This window comes from Sphingomonas sp. UYAg733 (genome assembly GCF_054057355.1).
The window spans coordinates 857,501-881,222 of sequence record NZ_JBSRZE010000001.1 but is presented as its reverse complement, the minus strand read 5'-3'; the positions used below and the strand labels follow the sequence as shown (position 1 = coordinate 881,222).

Sequence of the window (23,722 nt, the reverse complement as noted above, 5' to 3'; positions counted from 1 at the left end):
ATCGTATGCCCGCGCTCATCTCAATAGGTCCAGTCGGCAAGCGGCGCGCCCGTGGGTGCGGTCTTGGTCACGTGCGTGGCGATCTCGCGCACCACCCCGGCCCAGTCGGTATGGTGCCAGTTATGGCCCTTTTTCGGCCGACCATAGAGGAAGCGGATCGGGTAATCCTTGCCCCCGATTTCGCCGATCATCTCCTCGACCTTGTAGACGCCGAGGTTGAGCGAGAAATCGTCCATCTCGCCGGCGAAGAAATTGAGCTTGCCGCTGAGCTTCGGGCCGAGAGTCGCCCAATTGTCGCGCATATAGCCGGACAGGTCATAACCTTTCTCGCGCATATATTTGACGACGTCCTTGTTGATCACGCCGGTCTTCTTGTCGAACAGCAGCACCGGATAGCCATCCGCACCGACCGGGCCGTGTGTCGCCTGCCAGATATCGAGCTGATAGAAGGACCGCCCCTTCGACCCGAGCGCACCTTCGAGCGCGGACAGGTCGCGCATCGTGAAGAGCGGAAAACCCTCGCGGCTGCGGCGGAAGAGCTTCTCGTTCGCGATCCACTCACTCAAGCGGAGGGTGAACATATTGTCCTCCTTGTAGATATCGGTCTGCTGATAGCGCGTGAAATCGATCGGATCGGGATTGAACACCCAGGCGCCACCGAACAGGTCTGGATAATGGAGCTGCATCGCCAACGCTTCCCAGCCGCCGGTCGAGGCGCCCTCGACGATCCGGCCATAAGGCTGATCGATCAGGTGAAAGGTCTTTTCCAGATAGGGCATCAATTCCTTGGTGATCGCATCGCCCCAAGGCCCGTTATTGGCAGAATTGAGCGCATAGCTTTCGATGAAATAAGGCCCGGGCGAGACCAGCGAGATACCGACCATGCGGGGGAATTTTTCCGATTTCCATTCCTGCGAGAATTGATAACCGGTCTTCACATTCGCATCGGCGGCATTGCGTCGCTCGCCTTCGGTATCGCTCTTTGGATCGTCATCGAAAGTGAACGGGCCGCCGAAATGGCCGAAGGTATAGATGGCGGGATAACGCGCCTTGGGATTGTCCTGGAACCCCTTAGGGATCAGCACTTCGGCGCCGATCGTCATCGGCACGCCCCAGAAATCGGACAGGATCTTGCTTTTGATCGTCACGCGCTTGATCCACGGCGTGTCGACTTCCTTGTCCATCGGCCCGATCGTTTCGGACAAGGTCAGCGCGACCGGCGCGGTTGCTGCGGGATCGAGCGCAACCTTGGCGACCTTGCTGTAGGGATTGCCCGGATTCATGAACGCGATGACGCGTTCCTGCGTCACCGGCACCCAGATCGTATGACCATCGGACCGCTTGGTCTGGGTATAGGCGATCAGCACCGCCTGCACGCTATAGTCGCCGGCCGGCAGCTTGCTCATGTCGAACGGAAAGCCGTCCGCCCTGGCATCGACCACCCTGGTCTCGCCGGGCTTGAGCCCCTCGACATCCATGCCGAAGACCGGCGGGCCGTTCATCCCGATCGCCAGCCGCGGTTCGGGCGTGTCCTTGCGCGCGGTGATGACGATCAGGCGACCGGTCACCGGCCCCTTCACGGTCGCCGGCAGGGTGACCGCGAAACGCACCTGCGCCGCCGCCGGCAAAGCCGTCGCGCCCGCGATCAGCGCCGGGACTAGGGCAATCACTGCTCTGGATATCTTGGCGAAAAACACGCGCGTCCCCCTCATCACCCGGCCCCGATTCACTCGGGTCTGCAGGTTATGATGGGCGAGATCGTATTTTCCGCCATTCCCGCCGCGTCGGGTCGCCGGAGCTAGTCCAGCGGCAATTCGGTGGTCGACTTGATCTCCGACAGCGCGACCATCGAGTTGATTTCCTGGATGCCGGGCACTTGCGACAATTTGTCGAAGAAGAAGCGTTCATAGGCATCGATATCGCGCGCGACGATGCGCAGCATGAAATCGACCGGCCCCATCAGCACGAAACAGTCGAGCACTTCGGGAAACTGACGGATCGCTTCCGAGAATTCGGCAAGGTTCGACCGGCCATGCGCCGATAATTTGACCTGCGCGAAGACCTGCGCATTGAGCCCGACCTTGCGCCGGTCGACCAGGCTGACTTGGCCGCGGATATAACCGTCCTGCTTCATCCGCTGGATACGCCGCCAGCACGGCGCCTGCGACAGGCCGACCGCATCGGCAATGTCCGTGGTCGAGCGCGAAGAATCGACCTGCATCAGCTTGAGGATCTTGCGATCGAACGCATCGAGCTCATCCGGCATAATTTACTCCAGAAAATTCATCCCAAAGAATGAACTATTCTCAATCATGCCTTTGGGAAACGATCTGCGCAATTTTTCTCAGCGCATTGGCTGTTAGTTTGTCAGGGCTGGAGGAAGCCTGATGACCTATATGACATTCGAGAACGGCGCCGATTTTCAAGAAGAGCTGGTCGTCATCGACGATCCCGCCGCTGGACTGAGCGGCGTGATCGCGATCCATTCCACCACGCTCGGGCCGGCGGCTGGCGGTTGCCGGGTGTGGCACTATGACGGCACCGCCGACCTGGCGCGCGACGCGGTGCGGCTGGCGCGCGGGATGAGTTACAAGAATGCGCTGGCCGGGCTGCCGCTCGGCGGTGGCAAGGCAGTGCTGCGCCGGCCGCCGGGTGAGTTCGACCGTGTCGCCTTGTTTCATGCGTTCGGCGAGGCGGTGGCCCGGCTAAACGGCCGGTACGTGACCGCCGAGGATGTCGGCACGTCGGTCGCCGACATGAAACTGGTGCGCGAACGCACCCGGCATGCCGCCGGGCTCGACGCGCTGCCGGGGCGCGCCGGCGGCGATCCCTCGCCCTGGACCGCGCTCGGCGTGTTCGAGGCGATGCAGGCGGCGGTCGGCATGCGCTTCGGCCGCGGCCTGCGCGGCATGACCGTCGCGGTGCAGGGTGTCGGCAATGTCGGCGCGGCGCTGTGTCGGTTGCTCCACGCCGAAGGTGCGCGGCTGATCGTCGCCGACACCGATGCGCGGCGCGTGGCGCGGCTGGTCGAGGAGCTTGGCGCCGAGAGCTGTGGTGTCGACGAGATCGCCGTCGCGCCCGCCCAGGTGTTCGCACCATGCGCGCTTGGCGGCGTGCTCAATGACCGGACCATCCCGCTGCTCCAGGCGAAGCTGATCTGCGGCGCCGCCAACAACCAGCTGGCGACCGACGAGGACGGCGCGGCGCTGATGCGGCGCGGCATCACCTATGCGCCCGACTATGTCGTCAATGCGGGCGGGATCATCAACGTCTCCGCTGAATATCTCGGCGAGACCGGCGAACAGGTCCGCACCCGGGTCGGCCTGATCGCCGCACGCCTGATTTCGGTCCTGCGCGAGGCGGAGGATAGCGGATCGCCGACCAACAGGGTCGCCGACGCGCTTGCCGCACGGATCATCGCCGATGCCCTGCCCGGGGCGGGAACGAGTGCCGCAGCGGCACGAGCGGTCGCGCCGCCGGTCCGCCCGCCACTGGTCTTCGCGCCAGCCACCGGATGATGGTGGTCGCAGGCCTGCCCGTGTTCGACCGAGCCCTCGAGCATAGCGAATGAGCCGATGAGCGCGCCACATCCGCAATATCCGGTTGCCGCGGCCACCTTGCCTGTCACTATCCGCAATCTCTTCACCCGGGGGCAAAAGATGAGATGCACTCTCGCCGTCATCGCGGCCGCACTGCTGATCGGTGCCGCGCCGGCACCGGAGTTCGATATCGTGATCCGGCACGGTCGCGTGCTCGACGGGGCGGGCAATCCGTGGGTCGCGGCCGATATCGCGATCAAGGACGGGCGCATCGTCACGATCGGGCAGGTCGACGGCACCGGTCGGCAGGAGGTCGATGCGACGGATCGTTATGTCGCGCCGGGCCTGATCGACATGATGGATCAATCGGGCGAGGTGCTGCTGAAGAGCGGCGGCGCGGAAAACAAGCTGCGCATGGGCGTCACCACGCTGATTGCCGGCGAAGGCGGGACGCCGGTCGAGGCAGCGAAGATTCCGGACTATTTCGCTCAGCTCGAACGGCAAGGCATCGCGGTCAATTTCGGCGCCTATTACAGCGCCGCGCAAGCTCGGGTGAAAGTCATGGGCGATGGCGATGGCCGCCCGACACCGGCTCAACTGTCCGCGATGCGGACCGAGGTGGAGACGGCGATGCACGCCGGCGTATTCGGCATCGCCACCGCACTGATCTACCCGCCCGACAGCTTCCAATCGACCGAGGATCTGATCGCGCTGGCCAAGGTCGCCGGTGCCTGTGGCGGTTTCTATGTCAGCCATATGCGCGACGAGAGCGCCGGGTTGCTACCGGCGATCGACGAGGCGATCCGCATCGGCGAGGAAAGCGGCGCAAAGGTCGAGATCTTCCACCTCAAGGCCGCCTATAGGCCGCTCAGCGGCAAGCTGATGCCGCAGGCGGTGGCGAAGATCTCCGCCGCGCGCGATCGCGGGATCGATATCGCCGCCGATCTCTATCCCTATAGTGCTGGCGGCACCGGGATCGACATCACCGTCCCGACCTGGGTCTTTGCCGACGGGCAGAAGAAGGGCTGGGAGCGGCTGCGCGACCCGGCGATCCGTGCCCGGCTGAAGAAGGAAGTCGCCGCCGGATCGCAACCGGGATGGTCGAACCTGGTGCAAGCCTCGGGCGGCTGGGACCATGTCATGCTCGCCAATGCATTCGACCCGAAATATGACGCGTATCGCGGCAAGAGCTTCGCGGCGATCGGCAAGGCGCTCGGCCGCGATCCGGCGGATATCGCCTGGGACATTGCCGGCAACGCACTGCCCAACCGGGCGATGGCGCTCTATTTCATGATGGATGAGCGCGACATCGACCTCGCCATCAAACAGCCCTGGACGAGTATCGGCACCGACGCCGGAGCCTCGGCCAAGTTCGGCGAAGTGGATGCGCTCGGCCTGCCGCATCCGCGTGCCTATGGCACCTTCCCGCGTGTCCTCGCCTCCTACGCGCGCGACCGCGGCGTGCTGACCCTGCCCGATGCCGTGCGCAAGATGACATCCTGGCCGGCGACCCGCATGGGCCTGGCCGATCGCGGCGTGCTGCGCGAAGGGCTGCGCGCCGATGTGATGATCTTCGATTATGCCAGGATCAGGGACGCGGCGGACTGGGCGCATCCCGTCGCCGCGCCGGTCGGAATCGACGACGTCATCGTCAACGGCGTACTGGCGATCCATGGCGGCAAGGCGACCGGCGCGCGTTCGGGCAGGGTGCTGCGCCATCGTTGTGGATGATCGGCGGGCCGGTCAGGCTTCCTGCATGATGCCCTGATAGGCCGGGTCTTCCAACGCGCGACCGGCACCCATCGCGACGCACGTCAGCGCTTCGTCGGCGACGATGACCGGCAGGCCGGTCGCCTGCGCCAGCACTTCGTCGAGGCCGACGAGCAAGCTGCCGCCGCCGGTCATCACGATACCCTGGTCATAAATGTCGGCGGCGAGTTCGGGTTCGGTCTTTTCGAGCGCGGAAAGCACCGTGCCGACGATCTGGCCGACCAGATCGGCAAGTGCTGTCGCAAGCTCACCCTGGCTGACCTCGATCTCCGAGGGCACGCCGTTGACCAGGTCGCGGCCCTTGACGCGCATCACCTTGCCGACGCCGTCGTCGGGCATCATCGCGGTGCCGATCTCGACCTTGATCCGCTCGGCGGTCGATTCGCCGATCATCAGATTATGCTTGCGCCGGATGCTCGATGCGATCGCCTCGTCCATGCGGTCGCCGCCGACCCGCGCTGAGGTGCTATAGGCGAGGCCGCGCAGCGAAAGGATCGCGACCTCGGTTGTGCCGCCGCCGATATCGACGACCATCGCGCCGGTCGGCTCGGTCACCGGCAGGCCGGCGCCAATCGCCGCCGCCATCGATTCCTCGATCAGATAGACCTTGCCGGCACCGGCATTGCTCGCCGCCTGTTGAATGGCGCGGCGCTCCACCGTGGTCGCGCCCGACGGCATGCAGATCGCGATCTGCGGGCGACGCGGCAACCGGCTCGCGCCGCCATGCGCCTTGTCGATGAAATGCTTGATCATCTGTTCGGCGACATCGATGTCGGCGATGACGCCGTCGCGCATCGGCCGGATGGTACGGATCGTATCGGGGGTCTTGCCGAGCATCAGCTTCGCCTCGGCGCCGATCGCGCGAATCTTGGATACGCCGTCGAGCGTTTCGATCGCCACGACCGAGGGTTCGTTCAGCACAATACCCTTGTCGCGCAGGTAGACAACGGTGTTCACCGTGCCGAGATCGATCGCCATGTCGTGCGACGCGCGAGAAAAAAGGCGGGAAAATCGCATTGACGGACAATCTGTTAGGCATTGATTACAAGGGGGTGACGCGGGCGTGTCGATGGCGAAAGCGGTCGCGTGGGCGCTCGTGCCCAACCGGTCAAGGTACCTGCGCCCGGACGAACCGCGCGCGCGGTGATCGGCGCGGCGCACGATTTCCTAAATGGGCAGGGCCGTGGTGTACTTCGTCATCGACAGCGCGAAGTGAGACGACCCCCCCGCGACTGAGGGATGGGCGAGCAAAGTCTGCATAAGGAAATGATTATAATCCGCAACGTCGGCGACGACGATGCGCAGCAAATAATCCCAATCCCCCGACATCGAGAAACATTCCACAACCTCCGACCGGCCGTCGATGAAGCGCTCGAAGCTATCCCGCGCGCCGATCGCGTGGCTGAGTATGCGGATGTTGCACAGCACGTTGACGCCGCGCCCCACCACGGCGGGGTCAACCAGTCGAACCGTGCGGGTGAGCACGCCGGCGGTCTCCAACGCCTTGACCCGGCGCCAGCAAGAGGCGCTCGACGCGCCGACCCGCTCGGCGAGATCGGCGTGACTGAGGGTGGCGTCTTCCTGCAATAACGCAACGATGCGACGGTCGATCGAGTCCAGTGCGCGATTTTGTTTCATGTTGACCCGACTTTGCGAATTTTCGTTTCGCTCAACCCTTTATTCGTGACGATAAAGACAAGCAATCATCGCCGGTCGGTGCGATCCTGCATCACATGAGCGATGCAAACATGACCCGTCCCAATGGAACCGCAGAAGATTGGACCATCCCGCAGGGCTGGGACGCCTATATGCCCGAGGAACACGCGACCTGGGACACGCTGTTCGCACGGCAGGTGGATATGCTGCCGGGGCGTGTCACGCCCGAATTTATCGAGGGCCTCGACGTACTCCGCCTCTCGAAACCCGGGATTCCCGATTTCGAGGAATTGTCCGCGCGGCTGATGAAGGCAACCGGCTGGCAGGTCGTCGCGGTACCGGGCCTGGTGCCCGATGAGGTGTTTTTCGACCATCTCGCCAACCGTCGCTTTGTTGCCGGCAATTTCATCCGCAAGCCCGACCAGCTCGACTATCTTCAGGAACCGGATGTGTTTCACGACGTGTTCGGCCATGTTCCGCTGCTCGTTCATCCGGTGTTCGCTGACTATATGCAGGCCTATGGCAAGGGCGGGAAGCGCGCGGCCGCACTGGGCGCGATCGACCGGCTGGCGCGGCTCTATTGGTACACGGTCGAATTCGGCCTGGTCCGCTCAGGCGACAAACTCAAGCTCTACGGCGCGGGGATCGTGTCGTCCTATACAGAGTCGGTCTTCGCGCTCGACGATCCGTCGCCCAACCGCATCGGATTCGATCTGAAGCGGCTGATGCGCACCAAATATCGCATCGACGATTTCCAACAGAATTATTTCGTCATCGACAGCTTCGAGGACTTGCTCGATCAGACGCTCAACACCGATTTCGCGCCGCTCTATGCCGCGCTGGAGGGGCAGTCCGACATCGAGATCGAGGCGATCCTGCCGACCGACAAGATCTACACCCGCGGTACGCAAACCTATGCTCCCGCGTAGGGAGGCGGCATGAACATCACGCTCGACCACCACCCCGCACCCAGGCCAATGTCATCACCACCGACAATTCGGATTGGGCAACCAATTGCCCCGAATACAAGGTGACGGCGGTGCAGGTCGGCTGGCAGGAGCGCTATGAGGCGCGGACGCTCCTTTCGCGGCAGATTGAGACGGTCGCCGCCGAATGTGCGCGACGATCGACAAGCTGGTCAGGATGGCCAACCAGATCGCGATCGAGCTGGAGCATCAGCAAGGCGCGAACGCGGCGACCGCGACCTGGGATCATCTCTGGCACTTCTGGGATCCGCGAATGTGTGCGCAGATCATTGCTTATCTCGATCAGGGCGGCGATGGCCTGAATGACATGGCAAGGGAGGCGGTGACGATGTTGCGCGACAAGGGCATGGCGCCCTCCCAGACTCCCGCCACCGACGTCGCCGTCGGGGCGGACGGTGTGCCGCCATCAGACGCCGGATGAGCGGGACGACCCGGCCGGTCTTCTTCGACCGGATCACGCCGGATGGCGGACATGACGACGTGGTGCGTGCGGTCGCGGTCGAAGCGCCGGTTTCGCTGGAATTCAATGGCATCGGCTATGCGGTGATGATGGCGAGCCCGGCCGATCTGGAGGATTTCGCGATCGGCTTCGCGCTCAGCGAAAGGCTGGTGGAGGATCGCGGCGAGATACTGGCGATCGATCACCATGTCGCCCCTGCCGGCCATATCCTGCGCGTCACCCTGGCCGAAACACGCACCGAAATATTGCTTGGCCGCGTCCGCCACCGCGTGTCGGATTCCTCATGCGGGCTGTGCGGGATCGACAATCTGGAGCAGGCGCTGCGCCCCCTGCCCGTCATCACCGCGGCGAGTCAGGCGGACGAGGCGGCCATCTTCGCGGCACTGGCATCGCTGCGCAAGATGCAGCCGCTCAACCGGAAAACAGGCGCCGTCCATGCCGCCGCACGATGCCGGTCGGACGGAACGATCATTGCCGTCCGCGAGGGTGTCGGGCGGCACAATGCGTTCGACAAGCTGATCGGCGCGATGGCGCGCGCGGGTCGGGACTGGGACGGCGGCTTCGCGCTCCTGTCATCGCGCTGCTCCTATGAGCTGGTTGAAAAGGCGGCGCTCTCCGGCTGTCCGTTGCTCGTCACGATTTCCGCGCCGACCACGCTCGCGGGCGCGCGCGCGCGCGCAGCCGGCGTCCGGCTCGTCGTTCTGGCGCGGCCCGATGCCGCGCTGGTCATGGCCAAAGGTAATGGGCCGTGACGCAGTTGCTCGGCGCGATCCTCGCCGGCGGGCGATCGCAGCGGTTCGGGTCGGACAAGGCGGTGGCGCTGCTTGCCGGACAAAGCCTGATCGACCGCGTCGCCGCGGCGCTTGCGCCACAGGTCGATAGCGTCGTGCTGGTCGGCCGCGGCGAGCGGGCCAAGGTCGGCAAAGCCGCGATCGCGGCGATACCCGACCGCCCCTTTGCCGACCTTGGCCCACTTGGCGGGCTCAACGCAGCGCTTCACCATGCGCGCGCGCAGGGCCATACCGCGGTGATGACGGTCGGCTGCGACATGCCGGTCCTGCCGCCGGATCTGGTCGAACGGCTCCGAGCGTCGGGGTGTCCGTCGTTCGTCGAAGCGATACCGATCATCGGTTTGTGGCCCGCCGACCTTGCCGACCGGCTCGACATTTTCCTGGCCAGCGATCGCCGACGATCGATGCGCGGATGGGCGGTCGAGGTCGGTGCGGCTGTGCTCTCGCTGGCCGAGGACCTGCCCAACATCAACACGCAGGACGATTTGTCGATGCTCGCACGGACATTCCCGCGTGACTGAGCGCGACTATGCCGCCAAGCCGGGGTTCGACGAAGCGCGCGCGCGCGTCGCGGCCGTGGCGCCTCCGCCGGTCGAGCTGCTCGTGCCGCTGCCCGACGCGCTGGGCCGCTGGACGGTCGCCGACCTGTTCGCCGCGCATGACTATCCCGGCTTCGACGCATCGGCGATGGACGGCTTCGCCTTTGCTGCGAGCGCCGCCGAAGCGGCGACGGCGCAAATGCCGGTCAGCCTGGCGATCGCCGGAGCGCATCGGGCCGGCCATTCGCCGATCGCGGCGATCGACGGCGCGGCTAATCCGATCAGTACGGGCGCGAAGATGCCCGCCGACTGCGACACAGTGATCACCACCGAGACGATCGGCGCGCTTGCCAGCTACGGCCTCCGCCATGTTCCGGTATTCCGCTCTCCGCGACTCTCGCTCATCCCGACCGGCGACGAACTTGTCGGGTCGTCCGTGCCGAGCACCATTCCCGATGCCAATGGCCCGATGATCCGGGCGTCCGCCGCAAGCCTTGGGCTGCCCGTGCAGTGTCACCCGCCGGTCGGCGATGATCCGGGGCAGATCGAACGGGCATTTCGCGCCATTCTGGCAAGCGGTTCCACCGATATCCTCATCTCCACGGGTGGCGTATCGGCCGGCGATCACGACCATATCGCCGCCGTCCTGCGCGCCATGGGAGCCAGGATATATTTCCACGGAGTGCGGATGCGTCCGGGCAAGCCGGTCCTCTTTGCAAGCTTTGCCGATGGCACGCTGTTTTTCGGCCTGCCCGGCAACCCCGTTGCCTCCCTGCTCGGCTTCCGTTTTCTCGTGCTGGCAGCGGTTCGGGCGATGCTGGGCCGGCCGCCGGAGACGGGTGAGCCGGAGATCATCGATGTGGCGGGCGATGTGGCGGGCGACGTGGCGGGTCGCGAGCGCACGACAATGTTCCTCAGGGCACATCGCAGTTCGTCGCATGGCCAATCGAGCATCGAGATCCTGCCGGGGCAGCAATCTCACATGATGCGTTCGTTGCTCGAGGCGAACTGCTGGTTGTCTGTCGATCTCGCTCTATCCGGGGACTCGCTGGTGCGCAGCTACGATTTGCGCGCAAACCTGGAATGAGCCAGGTACCGGGCTGACAACGAGAGCCTCGGTCAGAAGATCAGCTTGCCGCCAACGATTGCCAGCGTCCCGGCGAGAACCGCGCGCGATATCCGATCTGGAATGCGTGCCGAGATCAGGCTGCCGACAATGATGCCCGGCACCGATCCGATCAGCAGCGACAGCAACAGCCCGAAATCCACCGAGCCCATCGCCCAATGCCCCATGCCTGCGATCAGGGTCAGGGGTACCGCGTGAGCAATGTCGGATCCGACGAGGCGGTTTGTCGACAGCTTGGGATAAAGGACCAGGAGCGCAGTCATCCCGAGCGCGCCCGCGCCGACCGACGACAGCGACACGAGGACACCGAGCGCGACGCCCAGAATGACCGTCAGGCGCTTCACCTGGCGATCGGTCATCGCGTCGATGGTGTCCGCATAATAGGCCAGGATCTGACGACGAAAGCCCATGGCGATCGCTGTCGCAATGAGGGCAAGACCGAGCGTGACCGTAACCACATGCTCCATCCCATCGAACTTCGTGCCGGCATAACTCAGGACCAGAAGCGTCAACAGGGTGGCGGGCACGCTGCCCAGGGCCAGCCGCCGTACGATTTTCCAATCCACCGTGCCGCTGAAGCCATGGACCACGGTGCCAACGGTCTTTGTGGCAGAGGCATAAAGCAGATCGGTGCCGACCGCCGTGGCCGGGTGAAAGCCGAACGCCAGGACAAGCAACGGGGTCATCAGCGATCCGCCACCGACGCCTGTCATGCCGACGAGCATGCCCACCGCGACACCCGCGATCGAGTAGAGGGGATGGATCTCGAACATCATCGGCACTCTCGTCTCGGGCCAGGCTCGAACAGGTCTTGCGAATGTTGGCGTCCTATCGGCCGGACCATTCCCGTCCGAAGCTTCGTCGCATTCGACAACGCGCGCGAGGTAGATTTTCTCCTGCGCGCCATCGCCAGACTCTTCCGCAGTATTCCGGCCCGCAAAATTCCGGTCCGCAATATTCGGGCAAACCGCGCCCGAATGCGCGTTCGCCGACCGACCCATGATGTCAGATGAGCAAATACCCCCCGCACTCCTGCGCGGCGAGCCAGCACCGAAAATGTGACCAACGCCGGCCCTCCGCCAAAGGTGAATTCGCGGGATCCGGCTCGCCTCCGTATAATTACGGCACCGCATTGTAAGGTCCGAGTCATCGCCCACTGCGACAAGCGGCACTGGGCGCATTTGCCGCTTACGGGCCGCCACGCCGAACGGTTGGCCTGAAACCAGCCGGTTTGACGGGATCGTTTTTCGATGCCGCCGATCCGAACGGCAGAGGATGAATGATGATGCTCACCAGATTACTGCGAGAGCATGACAAGCTTCGTTCAATCGGCGCGGACCTGGCGGTGCTGGTTTCGTCCAGCGAGCCATGTGATCTCGACGAATTGGCACAAAAACGATGCGAGATGACACGAACGGTGCATCAGCATCTTGCCTATGAGGAGCGACATCTGTTCCAGCATCTCCGGGATGATCCGGATCCGGCATCGCGCAGGGCCGTGGACGATTGCGTGGCCGGCATCGAGCAGCTCCATATCGCCTATAAGGCACATGTGGCGATGTGGACGGCCAAGGAGATAGCAGCCCGCTGGCCCGATTTTCAGATAGCCGTGAAGACGCTGATCATCAGCATGCGGACGAAGCTGGATCGCGAGGAACGCCTGCTGTTCCCCCTCGTCACCAAAACTGGAGAACTCGAGCCACTCTGGCTCCCCGGCACCCGTAACTGGGCCGGCGACGGGATCACGATCCAGGCAGCCATAAGGCGCTCAAGCGCCGGATGCGACGCGGCTCCGCCCTTCATCGAAACAGCTTCCCCGAAGATCTCGCGACCGACGATATGATTCCCATCCGGGTATTGATCGTCGACGATTCCGTCACGATCCGGGCGATGCTCGAACATATCATCTCGCGAGATCCGGAATGCCAGGTGGTCGGCATTGCAGCGGATATCGACGACGCCCGCACCTTGATGCTCACCAGCCGACCCAATGTGATAACGCTGGACCTGGCCATGCCCGGCGTGGGCGGCCTGCATTTCCTGCGGGAATTAAGCGAACATCCGCATCCACCGATCATCGTCCTGTCATCATCCGCCAAAGACGGCGCATTCGAAGTTGGGGAGGCAATGGCGAGCGGGGCGGCAGCGTGCTTCGACAAAGGCAAGTTGCTCAGCGCCTGCCCCTTGTTCGTGAGCACGCTGAAAAAAACGGCGCGGCGGAACAGCGCAACCGCGTCGGCCAAATTCAAACGCCAGCCGATGCCGGTCGTCCGCCAAGCGACTAGGCGGTCAAAGGCTCCGCACTCTCGGCCAGAAACGTTAGGGTAAACAACATGACCCGGTCGGCGTCGGAGACGGTCATCTTCCACGCTTCACAGTCCCAGAAGCGTTCCGGCATTTCCTTGAGGACTTCGGCCGAATACCGCACCGCCTCCATTCTGGCTGCGGCCAAATCGGGCCATTCAGATCCCTCCAAGTCGGGCAAATCCTGACCGTCCACGATATCGAAGAAATAGTGGGGCATAACGTCTTCCAGCTCGGGGCGAGAGCGCCACGGCCCTCGGTCATCTACGCCTCTTGCGTAAGAAGGCGATGGCGAATCTACAGCGAAACACCACGCGGTGCAATATAGTGGATATCCATAGGGCACCGGATATGGGACAAATTCACCGCGATTATTTGAGCTTTTTCGTCACAATACTGGCTCATGCAAGACAACCGATCCGCCCAATACAAAATGATCGATCAGCATTTGGGTCATTGTTTTCACACCATAATTGACGCCGCCTCCTCGCTCAAGCGAAGCCGCGCTACCTTGACGCCCCGCACCACGGCCATTGCCGTCGAGGGAAATTACCTAAAGTCGCCACAACGGATATGTAAGCAGCGCATGCGATTCCGACATGGCATCGACATGGTCGCCATTTAGGTATTTTCCCGAGCAAGCCGGCCACGATGACGTCGCTAACATGATCCGTCCGGGGTCTTCAGATACGGGAAATCGTCCAAGTGAAAGGAGATCTGCTGACATTGATGGTTCGCGACCTTGGGCTGCGCAGCGCGTTAATCGGGCGTTTGTCGATGCTGGGGGAGAGCATTCTTTCGTTGGAAGGGTCATTTGACCAACCCGCGATCCACCGCCACGCGCGTCCGCCGGCGATCCTGATCATCGATCTGGAGAGCATTGATGGCCGGCTCGATGAACTGCTTGAAACGCGACAGTGGAAGGGGATCATCATCATTGCCGAGGCAGCGGCGCCATCGGACAATGACCACGTCCGAATCATAGCTTTACGCGATGCACTTTCGCGTGTCGTGGAAACGCTTGCCGACTGGCGACGCGATCCTCGGCCTATCCAGGCGGAATGAGCCCCGCAGCAAAAGCGATGCGCAATGCCTCGGGCAGATTACGCACACCCAGTTTCGTCATCAGGTTGGCACGATAGATCTCGACCGTCCGCGGGCTGATTTCGAGCTCGTGCGCGATGACCTTGTTGGCCCGCCCCTCGATAAGTCCGGTCAGCACGTCGCGCTCCCGTGGCGATAGCGCAGCGATCTTGGCCGTGGCCTGTTGCATATGTGCCGCGGCGGCGCCGTCTTCTGTCAGCCTGGCAAACGCAACCTCGATCGCAGCGAGCAGTTTTTCGGCCTGATAGGGCTTTTCGATAAAGTCGATCGCGCCCGCCTTCATCGCCTGCACCGCAAACCCTATATTACCCTCGCCGGTAACGATGATCGCCGCGAACGCCTTAGTACCTTGATCGCGAATTGCCTGCAACACGTCGAATCCGCTGACTCCTGGCATCTGAAAATCGAGCAGCAAAACGCCCGGGTCGAGATCGGGCACTTCCTCCAGAAACCGGTCGCCGCTGCGGAAACTCCGCACCACCAGATTGGGTTGCAGCGACAACAAGGTGTGAAGCGACGCGCGCACCGCGTCGTCATCATCGACGATATAGATTGTGCGTGTCATTCCTCCAACTCCTCCAGCTCTTCGAGCGCCGGCAGCGTGAAGCGGAATTCCGCACCGCCGCCGATCCGGTCCATCGCAACGAGCGTGCCGCCATGCGCCTCGACGATGCGTCGCGATATCGACAGGCCGATGCCCATGGCGGACCCCGATTTGGTCGTCGCGAACCGCGAATGGAGCTCGCCGCCGATCGACTTGGGCAAGCCGGGGCCATTGTCGCTCACCGAAAGCTCGTTCATGCCATCCGCCACCCGGCGCGAAGCGATGATGATCTCGCGCGCGCCGGTCGGTTGCTCGCGCAGCGCATCAACCGCATTGCGCAGGAGATTCACCATCACCTGTTGTACCTGAATACGATCGGCGAACACCATGTCGGCGGCGGGATCGAGGTTATAAACCAACTTGATTCCGAACTGGGCGGTGCCGAACAAGACCAGATCGACCGCTTCACGAACCGTCTTGGCGAGCGATTCGACGCGCATTTCGGTCTCGTTCTTGGCGAGGAAGTCGCGCAACCGTCGGATGATCTCGCCCGACCGCAGCGTCTGGTCCTCACCCATTTTAAGCAAGTCGGCGACCCGCGCATTGTCCTCCCCGCGTTCGATCAGCATACGCGCCGAAGCGAGAAAATTGGCGGTGGCGCTGAGCGGCTGGTTCAGTTCGTGCGCCAGGTCGGCCGCAACCTCGCTCATCGCGCTCTGACGCGAGATATGGGCAAGCTCGGCATTGAGCTCGCTCATCCTTTGTTCCGTTGCATGTCGATCGGAAATGTCGCGAATGACACCGGTGAACATGCGTTCCCCACCAAACCAGGCCTCCCCGACATTCAACTCGACCGGAAAGGGCGAGCCGTCCATGCGCCGGGCGGTCAGTTCACGGGCGGGCTCGCTGGCGTGCCGCTGCCCCGGATTGAGCGGATGGATGATCGACAGACCATGCGCCGCGGCGATCACCTCGGGGATCAGCAGTTTGACGTCGCTGCCGATCGCCGCCGTACTGTCGCAACCGAACATGCGCTCGGCCGCCGCGCTGAAGCTCCGGATCGTGCCCGCCAGGTTGAAAACGATCGTCGCGTCCGGAACGACGTCGATGATCGACCGCAATTGCTGCGCCGCTTCGCGTTCATGGCGTTCGGTGACGTCGACATTGGCCGCGATGACCGCGCCAAGCTCACCATTCTCGTGATAGATTAGCCTGGCGGATCCCTCGATCGTCCGCATCGCGCCGGCCGGTTGCCTAAAACGATACTGGAAGGTGATCCGCTCGTCGTGATTGGCGACTGCGCGTGCAATCGAGTCCATCACGCCCTTTGTATCCTCCGGCTCGACCAGCGCTTTCCACTGCGCGAAGCTGCTCAGGCTGCCGGGTTCCAGGCCCAGCCGCTGCTCAGAGCCTGGCGACCATTCAAGCCGACCGCTGACGATATCCCAATGGGATACGCCAAGCTGCTGCGCTTCGGCGGCGATGGCGAAGCGGGCTTCACTTTCGCGCAGCGCCTCCTCGGCGCGAATGCGGTCGGAAATGTCCAGCATCTTGACCACGAACAACGCTTCACGACCGGGGCGTTCAACCACCTGAGTCCTCTGGAGTACTCTGATCCGCGATCCGTCGCGGCACCGGACACTCAAATCAATTTCGCCGACCACAGGTGTCCCGGAAATCTCGCCCCCATTCGCGCTTACGCTATGCGGCTGCAGCAAATCATTCTTTTGTCGGCCAATCGCATCGATCGCCGACCAGCCATAAAGCTGTTCGCAACCGCGCGACCAATGGACGATTTTACCGTTGGGCCGGGTCAGCACGATCGCCGCGACATCCAGTGCGCTGGTGATTTCCTGTGATTTGGCCTGTTCATATGCGAGGCGATCGACGGAAAGCCGGACCAGCAATCCGACAATGCCGACATTGCATAGAATGGCGATCAGGTCGGTGGCGAGCGGCGATACTTGCAACGCGATAGGCACCCAACGCGCGACAACCACGGGCAGGATCGGCAGCAGCACAACCAACCCGACGAGCGGCCATCGGAGGCGGTTTCGCGAACGAAAAAGATTCCAGCGCGTTCCCTGACGCCAACACAGAAAGGCGGACGCGAGCAGTATATTGGCGAGCGCCGCAGGAAAAGGGGAGATGAGGATCTGCGTCACGGTGTCGCGCGCCGGAATGATTGCCAACAACAACACCATCGAAAACAGGCCGACACACAGCGACGCCGTGGCGAGCAGATTTGCAAGCCCCGCGCTGACGTTGCTGCGATTTGCCGACAGCAGCAACGCCGTGCTGAGAAAAGCGAATGCAACGATCGAATTCACCGCAGGCGGGCCGCGAAATCCGCTGGTGACCTGTGCCAACCGGTCAGCGGACAGCGGCGCGTTACTGCCCGACAACCCGCCACCTCCATGCCCGGCGAACGCGAACAATGCGATCAGGAGAGGAACGGCGAGCAGCAACGGCGCCAGGCGATAGTCCAGCAGAGTCATGGCGAAACCGGCGAAGAGAAACAAATAGCCCAGCGCCGCCAAAGGCCATATCGGGTAACCGACAATACCGAAACCCTGAAGCACCGGCACATCGACCAGCCATCCGGTAAACCCGATACCGCTGACAAGTCCCGCGGCCGCGACAAGGCCGAACACGATCCTCTGCTCTTCGACTGCAGCGTTCGTCCGACGCGCAGCGAGTTGCCGCTTCAATTATTCGCTTTCCCTTCCCGGTAGCGCTTTTTGCGGAGTCGAATACTTAGCACTACCAGAACTAAGAGGCGCCGAATGATCATGAAAGCAACTATCTGATCCAAATTGGGCCTAATCCTTCGCGGCGGGGCCCGAGAAGCGCCGCCCTCGGGCTCGGCCAGGCTCACCCCATCGACAGACGCCGCACGATCTCGCGCCGTGGCCGCTTCTCCCGCAACAAATCGATCAGCCGCCAGTACAGCACCGCGCCACCGATACGCAGGACATCCCCAGACATCGTGCTGTGCCGATCAGGCATGGGCCGCGATCCGTTGCCGCCCGGCACGGCATGTGGGCCGCGCACGACGCGAAAGCCGCTTGGCACGCTCCTCCACTCAGTTGCCGGCCGCGCCTTCGCCGACCGGATCATGTCGCGGCCGCATCGCCGGCAGCGGCCGAAGGCAAACCCCTGATTGATCCGCACGTCGAGCGCCAGGGCATGACTCAGCAGATGACAGCGCAGGGACATGGAGAACCTCCTTTCCTATATGAATCATGAGATGATGGGTTGCGAGTATGATGAGATCGGAGGGGCCCCGCTTGAGAACGTGAGCCAGATCCCAGATTTCGAAGCGCCGCCCGGTCGCGACAAGCAACACCGAGTGCCCGATATGGCCGCGCTCACGCATCAGCGCCGGCAGGGCCATCATGCCGTCCGGCGCGATCAGCGCCGATTCGACAAAGCCATAATCCCGGCGCAGGCGATGTGCATCGGCCGGGATATTGCTCGCCTCAGCATCAAACTGGCGCTGCATCGCATAGCGACGATCAAACGCAACAAGGCACTGTGCGTCCTCATGCAAGCCGATGAAAAGCATTTGATCCAGCGAGCGGAGCCGGATGGTTTCCACGAAGCGACGCGGCAGCGAGATATCACCTCCGCTGGTCACATCGCACACGGCGCTGCCGAAAAAGAGCTCGTCCATTCGAATCCCCATTGCCATCATACAACGTGGTTAACCGAACCCGTTCGAGTCGCAGAATTCCGTTAAAGTACGATTGTGATATTCCGGACCCGTTATATTGCGTAGCTTGCGTGACCAGGGAATAAAATCACCGGCCAATGCAGTAAGTGTTACGGCATAACATCGGTGAATTAATTCACACAGCCCGAGACCCGCCCTCACCGCGTAGTTATACTGGATCGCGACTCTCCATTCATCTGGATATCTTTCCGATCGCGGCGCGACTCGGCGCGGCGGGAGCATTGGAATGGCGAAGGCTCAGGTGGAATTTTGCGTTGCCCCCAGCGTTACTGTGTTTGGCGTTGGTGGCGCGGGAGGCAACGCTGTGGCGCAACTGATGGCGCGCGATTGCCGCGGCATGAAGATCATCTGCGCCAATACCGATTTACAGGCGCTCCGCGCCGTTCCGGCAGCCAGCCGACTGCAGCTTGGGCGAAACCTGACCGGTGGATTGGGCGCCGGTACGCGGGCCGAAATCGGACGCGCTGCAGCAGAGGAGGCGATGCCGGAGATTGTGCGCGCGCTGGAGGGTTCTTCGCTCTGCTTCATCGCGGCGGGGCTTGGCGGAGGCACCGGTACCGGTGCGGCGCCGATCATTGCCCGCGCGGCCCGCGATAGGGGTATATTGACCATCGGCGTCGCGACCATGCCCTTCGCCTTTGAAGGCAAAAGGCGCATGCACGCCGCGGAAATCGGCGCGATCGATCTGCACGACAGCGTCGATGCACTGATCACGGTATGCAATCAGAATCTGTTCGACGTCGCCGGTCGCGAAGCCACGTTACGCACCGCGCTCGGCCTGTCGGATTCGATCATCCGCGAAAGCGCGACCGACTTTGCGCTGTTGCTCGGTGAACCCGCGTTGAAGCGCGTCACCGCCGCGGATCTGCGCGCGATCCTGTTGTCCAGCGGCAATGCGGTGGTCGGCTATAGCGAGCAGTGTAGCGGTGCGGGCCGGGCGGCCGAAGCGGCGAAATCGGCGCTGAGCAATCCCCTGCTGAAAGGAGTGCCGGCGACGGCGCAGCGCCTGCTCGTCACCGTGGCCGGCGGCAGCGATCTCAGCCTGTTCGAAGTTGATGAGGTGATCGCGTTGATCCGGGCCGGCGCGGTGAGCGAAGTAGAGCTGGCCTGGGGGGCGGTGATCGATCCGGCTCTGACCGGGCGGCTGCGCGTGGGCATCGTTGCCGCCGGCCTGCCCCTCGCCCAGCCGTTGGGAGAGCGCGCGGCGGTCTATATCCTGACCCCACGAGCAACCGTGCAGGCGACAGCGTATCCAGCCGCGGCAAACGATGTCTCCACCGCGCTCACCCTCCCCCGTGCGCAAAGCGTTGTCGCGACCCCCGCGGCGGCAGCGATCATGGTATCGGTCTCCGTCGATGGAATCACCGCTTGCGCGAGTGCGACCGGGGCCAGCGCCAAGCGAGTTTTCGCCAAACCGGAGTCCATACCACACACGGAAGAGCCCCTCCTGATATTGACGCACGACTTGACCGCCCTGGCCGACAAAGGGGCCGAAGAGATGGCGGGGTCGGGCATAGCGCGTCAGGCCAGGCCGTTCAGCCTCGCGGACCGTATCTTCGGCGCGACCCGCGATCTAAAGCGCCGCCTGGGTCGCCGCCTGAAATCGACCAGTGGTCATGCCGCTCCCGCGACATCACGTAAGTTTTATGTCACCAAGGCATTTGCCCTAACGCGCCATTAGGCGGGATCGACATTCAGGATTTCCAAAACGGTTGATGTCTGATCCATGAAGTTCCGTGTTTGGAGCGCGGAGCGGACAATGGGGATCAAGCGGTGCGAGTTGAACGAAGCACAATGGGCGAGGATTGCGCCATTGCTGCCGGGGAAGGCGAGCGATCCCGGTCGGACGGGATCGGGCAACCGCTTGTTGGTGAACGGATGTTTGTGGGTGTTGCGCTCGGGCGCACATTGGTGCGACCTGCCGGAGCGTTACGGTCGCTGGAAGGCGGTGCATCGCCGTTTCAGCAGATGGTGTCATGCCGGTGTGTGGGAGCGGGTGTTTGACACGCTCACGGCCGACCGGGACAACAACTACCTCATGCTCGACAGTACCATTGTTCGCGCCCACCAGCAGGCAGCGACCGGAAAAGGGGGCCCAAGGATCAGGCGCTGGGGCGGTCCCGGGGTGGATTGACGACCAAGGTTCATATGCTGGCCGACACGTTGGGGGGGAGGCCGTTGTGCTTCCGGATCACGGCTGGCCAGGCACACGACATCACCGCCACTGCCGATCTCTTGGAAGGGCAGACAGCCAAGGCGGTACTCGCCGACAAAGCCTATGACAGTAACGACTTGCGTGAGCTGATCGCCGGCATGAACGCCGAGGCGGTGATCCCGTCAAAGCGCAACCGCAAGATCTTCATCCCCCACGACGAAGCCGTCTACAAGCATCGCAATCAGATCGAACGATGCTTTGGCCGCATGAAGCATTTCAGGCGCTTCGCCACCCGCTACGATGTAAGCGTGGCGCGTTGACCGCCTTGCGGCTGACGGTGATGCTGCGATGCTTGTGCCTTTCGGCGGAGCGGCGCGGTGGATGATGAAGTCGGGGCGGATGCGATGGCCGCGCAGCGGCAACGACCCGCACCGGGCCTGATCCACCACTCGGACAGGGGGTCGCAATATGGAGCTGGCGCCTATGTCGACCACTTGTCGGCGATCGGCGCAACACCCTCGATGAGCCGGACCGGCAACTGCTACGACAATGCCCCGATGGAGAGCTTCTTCCCATACTTTGAAGGTCGAACAGGTCCATCAATGTCGCTGGACGACGCACGCCGAGGCACGGCAAGCACTGTTCGGATACATCGAAGGATATTACAGTCGGCACCGCATGCACTCGGCCCTCGGGTATCTCACCCCAGAACAGGCCGAGCAAAGCATGACGGGCTAACCCAGATGTCCGTGCAATCAGGGGAAGATCAGACCCGGCTCGCAGACCTGCTCCCGTGGAACTGGCGGATGCCCGAAGCCCTGCTTATAGCAGCGTAGCTGTGGTCCTCACCGGAGGCCTACATGGCTCGGGAGGATGGTTGTGGAGATTGGGACCTGCAGGGCCGGTTGGGCCGCGATCATGCGCTGAACGCAAGAAGGGCCGCTCCCCAAAGGGACGGCCCGACTGTTCTGAAGTTGGTTGCGGGGACAGGATTTGAACCTGTGACCTTCAGGTTATGAGCCTGACGAGCTACCGGGCTGCTCCACCCCGCGCCAAGGTTCTTCTCCCGCAATGAAGCGGGGAAAGACATGTGAATGGGTTCCGTACTAGAATTCGTTTTTCGCTGCTCACCGGCTACAATGCCTGGCGACGACCTACTCTTCCATCGCTTAAGCGATAGTACCATCGGCGCAGTCAGGTTTCACGGCCGAGTTCGGGATGGGATCGGGTGGGGCACTGACGCTATAGCCACCAAGCAATGAAGCCGGTGAGAACACCCATCTGGCAAACCAGATGGGGCCCATAAAGGGAGCGAAAAACGGTTCTAAAATCAATGCACACTTTACCTAGAATTCAAGTGTAGTTGTATTAGGCGTAGCTCTTAATCATCCGACATTCCCGGACAAACGCTGGTGTTACCCAGAGTTGTCGTTGATGGCGGGACTCTCAAGCGCAAATAGAGCAATTAGTATCGGTTAGCTCCATGCGTTACCGCACTTCTACATCCGATCTATCAACGTCGTGGTCTCCGACGGCTCTATGAAATCTTATCTCGAGGGAGGCTTCCCGCTTAGATGCTTTCAGCGGTTATCCCGTCCATACATAGCTACCCTGCTGCGCTTCTGGCGAAACGACAGGTACACCAGAGGTATGTTCAACCCGGTCCTCTCGTACTAGGGTCAACTCCTCTCAAATTTCGACGCCCACGGCAGATAGGGACCAAACTGTCTCGCGACGTTCTGAACCCAGCTCACGTACCACTTTAATTGGCGAACAGCCAAACCCTTGGGACCTGCTCCAGCCCCAGGATGTGATGAGCCGACATCGAGGTGCCAAACAACCCCGTCGATATGAGCTCTTGGGGGTTATCAGCCTGTTATCCCCGGCGTACCTTTTATCCGTTGAGCGATGGCCCTTCCACAAGGGACCACCGGATCACTATGACCGACTTTCGTCTCTGCTCGACTTGTCAGTCTCGCAGTCAGGCTGGCTTATGCCATTGCACTCTAACAGACGGTTTCCAACCGTCCTGAGCCAACCTTCGCGCGCCTCCGTTACTCTTTAGGAGGCGACCGCCCCAGTCAAACTACCCGCCACAGAGGGTCCCTGATCCAGTTTCATGGATCGAGGTTAGACATCAGAAAACAACAGGGTGGTATTTCACCTATGGCTCCACGACAGCTGGCGCCGTCGCTTCAAAGCCTCCCACCTATGCTACACAGTTCTTTCCTAATGCCACTCTGAAGCTGCAGTAAAGGTGCACGGGGTCTTTCCGTCTAACCGCGGGTACTCCGCATCTTCACGGAGAATTCAATTTCGCTGAGCATGTCCTGGAGACAGTGGGGAAGTCGTTACGCCATTCGTGCAGGTCGGAACTTACCCGACAAGGAATTTCGCTACCTTAGGACCGTTATAGTTACGGCCGCCGTTTACCTGGGCTTCATTTCGGAGCTTGCACCCCTCCACTTAACCTTCAGGCACCGGGCAGGCGTCAGGCCCTATACGTCGTCTTGAAGCCGACTTAGCAGAGCCCTGTGTTTTTGCTAAACAGTCGCTACCCCCTGGCCTGTGCCCCCTCATAACGGTTGCCCGCTGTGAGGGCCTCCTTCTTCCGAAGGTACGGAGGCAATTTGCCGAGTTCCTTCAGGACACTTCACTCAAGCGCCTTGGTATACTCTACCTGACCACCTGTGTCGGTTTCGGGTACGGTCTATACGGTGGGGCTATTTCCTGGAACCTCTTCGAAGCCAGACCAATCCAATAAGGTCTGACAACACACGAGATCCGTCACACACCACCAGGTCACGGAATATTAACCGTGTTCCCATCGACTACCCCCTTCGGGCTCGTCTTAGGGGCCGACTCACCCTGCGCGGATTAGCCTTGCGCAGGAACCCTTGGTCTTTCGGCGAGAGGGCATCTCACCCTCTTTATCGCTACTCATGTCTGCATTCGCACTTCCGATACCTCCACGACCCATTACCAGATCGCTTCACCGGCTTACGGAACGCT

Annotated in this window: 22 protein-coding genes, 1 tRNA gene, 2 rRNA genes and 1 pseudogene (1 of these 26 only partly in view); 13 read left to right on the top strand and 13 right to left on the bottom strand. The window is 62.3% G+C overall.

What is annotated here, in order from left to right:
• Positions 1 to 20: 20 nt before the first annotated feature.
• Both ACVWZA_RS04450 and ACVWZA_RS04445 read right to left on the bottom strand, forming a co-directional pair.
• Positions 21 to 1,712, bottom strand: a complete 1,692-nt coding sequence (locus tag ACVWZA_RS04450; RefSeq protein ID WP_457309922.1) for an alpha/beta hydrolase-fold protein — start codon at positions 1,710 to 1,712, stop codon at positions 21 to 23.
• Between the two features lie 86 nt (positions 1,713 to 1,798).
• Complete coding sequence (locus tag ACVWZA_RS04445; RefSeq protein WP_457309921.1) at positions 1,799 to 2,266, bottom strand: Lrp/AsnC family transcriptional regulator; 468 nt, start codon at positions 2,264 to 2,266, stop codon at positions 1,799 to 1,801.
• Between the two features lie 121 nt (positions 2,267 to 2,387).
• Between ACVWZA_RS04445 and ACVWZA_RS04440 the strand changes: the two genes are divergently transcribed.
• The gene (locus tag ACVWZA_RS04440) at positions 2,388 to 3,518 is read left to right on the top strand and encodes a Leu/Phe/Val dehydrogenase (RefSeq protein ID WP_457309920.1); all 1,131 of its coding nucleotides are present in this window, start codon (positions 2,388 to 2,390) and stop codon (positions 3,516 to 3,518) included.
• A gap of 57 nt (positions 3,519 to 3,575) precedes the next feature.
• On the top strand, positions 3,576 to 5,270 hold the full coding sequence (locus ACVWZA_RS04435; RefSeq protein ID WP_457309919.1) for an N-acyl-D-amino-acid deacylase family protein: 1,695 nt from the start codon (positions 3,576 to 3,578) through the stop codon (positions 5,268 to 5,270).
• A 12-nt stretch (positions 5,271 to 5,282) separates the two neighbouring features.
• Here the strand turns inward: ACVWZA_RS04435 and ACVWZA_RS04430 are convergent, their stop codons facing one another.
• Both ACVWZA_RS04430 and ACVWZA_RS04425 read right to left on the bottom strand, forming a co-directional pair.
• Positions 5,283 to 6,326, bottom strand: a complete 1,044-nt coding sequence (locus tag ACVWZA_RS04430; protein WP_457309918.1) for a rod shape-determining protein — start codon at positions 6,324 to 6,326, stop codon at positions 5,283 to 5,285.
• A 150-nt stretch (positions 6,327 to 6,476) separates the two neighbouring features.
• Positions 6,477 to 6,947, bottom strand: coding sequence for an Lrp/AsnC family transcriptional regulator (locus ACVWZA_RS04425; protein WP_457309917.1), 471 nt, complete (start codon positions 6,945 to 6,947; stop codon positions 6,477 to 6,479).
• Positions 6,948 to 7,042: 95 nt separating this feature from the next.
• Here ACVWZA_RS04425 and phhA point away from each other — a divergent pair, with 95 nt between their 5' ends.
• The 5 genes from phhA (at position 7,043) to ACVWZA_RS04400 (ending at position 10,828) form a co-directional block, all read left to right on the top strand.
• Positions 7,043 to 7,894: a phenylalanine 4-monooxygenase gene (phhA, locus tag ACVWZA_RS04420; protein ID WP_457309916.1), complete on the top strand. Its 852-nt coding sequence runs from the start codon at positions 7,043 to 7,045 to the stop codon at positions 7,892 to 7,894.
• A 184-nt stretch (positions 7,895 to 8,078) separates the two neighbouring features.
• Positions 8,079 to 8,372 carry a formate dehydrogenase subunit delta gene (locus tag ACVWZA_RS04415; RefSeq protein WP_457309915.1) on the top strand — a complete coding sequence of 98 codons (294 nt, stop codon included), beginning with the start codon at positions 8,079 to 8,081 and terminating at the stop codon, positions 8,370 to 8,372.
• Positions 8,369 to 9,163 (top strand): formate dehydrogenase accessory sulfurtransferase FdhD, encoded by a 795-nt coding sequence (gene fdhD, locus ACVWZA_RS04410; protein ID WP_457309914.1) that lies wholly within the window; start codon positions 8,369 to 8,371, stop codon positions 9,161 to 9,163. The genes ACVWZA_RS04415 and fdhD overlap by 4 nt, the downstream gene beginning before the upstream one ends.
• Positions 9,160 to 9,723, top strand: a complete 564-nt coding sequence (locus ACVWZA_RS04405) for a molybdenum cofactor guanylyltransferase (protein ID WP_457309913.1) — start codon at positions 9,160 to 9,162, stop codon at positions 9,721 to 9,723. The genes fdhD and ACVWZA_RS04405 overlap by 4 nt, the downstream gene beginning before the upstream one ends.
• Positions 9,716 to 10,828 (top strand): molybdopterin molybdotransferase MoeA, encoded by a 1,113-nt coding sequence (locus tag ACVWZA_RS04400; protein ID WP_457309912.1) that lies wholly within the window; start codon positions 9,716 to 9,718, stop codon positions 10,826 to 10,828. Before ACVWZA_RS04405 ends, ACVWZA_RS04400 begins: the two co-directional genes overlap by 8 nt.
• A 32-nt stretch (positions 10,829 to 10,860) precedes the next feature.
• On the opposite strand, the gene ACVWZA_RS04395 is transcribed toward ACVWZA_RS04400, so the two are convergent.
• On the bottom strand, positions 10,861 to 11,640 hold the full coding sequence (locus ACVWZA_RS04395) for a sulfite exporter TauE/SafE family protein (protein WP_457310067.1): 780 nt from the start codon (positions 11,638 to 11,640) through the stop codon (positions 10,861 to 10,863).
• Positions 11,641 to 12,146: 506 nt separating this feature from the next.
• Between ACVWZA_RS04395 and ACVWZA_RS04390 the strand changes: the two genes are divergently transcribed.
• Both ACVWZA_RS04390 and ACVWZA_RS04385 read left to right on the top strand, forming a co-directional pair.
• A complete protein-coding gene (locus tag ACVWZA_RS04390) occupies positions 12,147 to 12,710 on the top strand; it encodes a hemerythrin domain-containing protein (protein ID WP_457309911.1) in 564 nt (187 codons plus the stop codon).
• The gene (locus tag ACVWZA_RS04385; RefSeq protein WP_457309910.1) at positions 12,707 to 13,195 is read left to right on the top strand and encodes a response regulator; all 489 of its coding nucleotides are present in this window, start codon (positions 12,707 to 12,709) and stop codon (positions 13,193 to 13,195) included. The genes ACVWZA_RS04390 and ACVWZA_RS04385 overlap by 4 nt, the downstream gene beginning before the upstream one ends.
• On the opposite strand, the gene ACVWZA_RS04380 is transcribed toward ACVWZA_RS04385, so the two are convergent.
• Positions 13,149 to 13,391: a DUF6894 family protein gene (locus ACVWZA_RS04380; protein ID WP_457309909.1), complete on the bottom strand. Its 243-nt coding sequence runs from the start codon at positions 13,389 to 13,391 to the stop codon at positions 13,149 to 13,151. The genes ACVWZA_RS04385 and ACVWZA_RS04380 overlap by 47 nt on opposite strands.
• Before the next feature lie 485 nt (positions 13,392 to 13,876).
• On the opposite strand from ACVWZA_RS04380, the gene ACVWZA_RS04375 reads away from it, so the two are divergent.
• Positions 13,877 to 14,236, top strand: coding sequence for a hypothetical protein (locus tag ACVWZA_RS04375; protein ID WP_457309908.1), 360 nt, complete (start codon positions 13,877 to 13,879; stop codon positions 14,234 to 14,236).
• Here ACVWZA_RS04375 and ACVWZA_RS04370 read toward each other — a convergent pair.
• The 4 genes from ACVWZA_RS04370 to ACVWZA_RS04355 all read right to left on the bottom strand — a co-directional run bounded on the left by ACVWZA_RS04370 (position 14,220) and on the right by ACVWZA_RS04355 (position 18,495).
• On the bottom strand, positions 14,220 to 14,840 hold the full coding sequence (locus ACVWZA_RS04370; protein ID WP_457309907.1) for a response regulator transcription factor: 621 nt from the start codon (positions 14,838 to 14,840) through the stop codon (positions 14,220 to 14,222). The genes ACVWZA_RS04375 and ACVWZA_RS04370 overlap by 17 nt on opposite strands.
• Positions 14,837 to 17,473 carry a PAS domain-containing sensor histidine kinase gene (locus tag ACVWZA_RS04365; RefSeq protein WP_457309906.1) on the bottom strand — a complete coding sequence of 879 codons (2,637 nt, stop codon included), beginning with the start codon at positions 17,471 to 17,473 and terminating at the stop codon, positions 14,837 to 14,839. Before ACVWZA_RS04365 ends, ACVWZA_RS04370 begins: the two co-directional genes overlap by 4 nt.
• A gap of 220 nt (positions 17,474 to 17,693) precedes the next feature.
• On the bottom strand, positions 17,694 to 17,828 hold the full coding sequence (locus tag ACVWZA_RS04360) for a hypothetical protein (RefSeq protein ID WP_457309905.1): 135 nt from the start codon (positions 17,826 to 17,828) through the stop codon (positions 17,694 to 17,696).
• 76 nt (positions 17,829 to 17,904) lie between these two features.
• Entirely contained in the window at positions 17,905 to 18,495 is a 591-nt protein-coding gene (locus tag ACVWZA_RS04355; RefSeq protein ID WP_457309904.1) for a division/cell wall cluster transcriptional repressor MraZ, read from the bottom strand.
• Between the two features lie 286 nt (positions 18,496 to 18,781).
• On the opposite strand from ACVWZA_RS04355, the gene ACVWZA_RS04350 reads away from it, so the two are divergent.
• The 3 genes and pseudogenes from ACVWZA_RS04350 to ACVWZA_RS04340 form a co-directional block, all read left to right on the top strand.
• The gene (locus ACVWZA_RS04350) at positions 18,782 to 20,236 is read left to right on the top strand and encodes a cell division protein FtsZ (RefSeq protein ID WP_457309903.1); all 1,455 of its coding nucleotides are present in this window, start codon (positions 18,782 to 18,784) and stop codon (positions 20,234 to 20,236) included.
• An 84-nt stretch (positions 20,237 to 20,320) separates the two neighbouring features.
• Positions 20,321 to 21,030 (top strand): IS5 family transposase gene (locus tag ACVWZA_RS04345; RefSeq protein ID WP_457310066.1). Its coding sequence is split into 2 segments (ribosomal slippage): positions 20,321 to 20,657 and positions 20,657 to 21,030, totalling 711 coding nucleotides; the frame shifts between segments, so codons are not numbered across the junction.
• Positions 21,031 to 21,099: 69 nt separating this feature from the next.
• Positions 21,100 to 21,448, top strand: a pseudogene (locus ACVWZA_RS04340) (IS3 family transposase); the annotation flags it as partial.
• A 237-nt stretch (positions 21,449 to 21,685) separates the two neighbouring features.
• Here the strand turns inward: ACVWZA_RS04340 and ACVWZA_RS04335 are convergent.
• The 3 genes from ACVWZA_RS04335 to ACVWZA_RS04325 all read right to left on the bottom strand — a co-directional run.
• Positions 21,686 to 21,762 (bottom strand) — tRNA-Met (locus ACVWZA_RS04335).
• 89 nt (positions 21,763 to 21,851) lie between these two features.
• Positions 21,852 to 21,966 (bottom strand): 5S ribosomal RNA (gene rrf, locus ACVWZA_RS04330).
• A 189-nt stretch (positions 21,967 to 22,155) separates the two neighbouring features.
• Positions 22,156 to 23,722, bottom strand: a 23S ribosomal RNA gene (locus ACVWZA_RS04325); it runs 1,225 nt beyond the window's last position.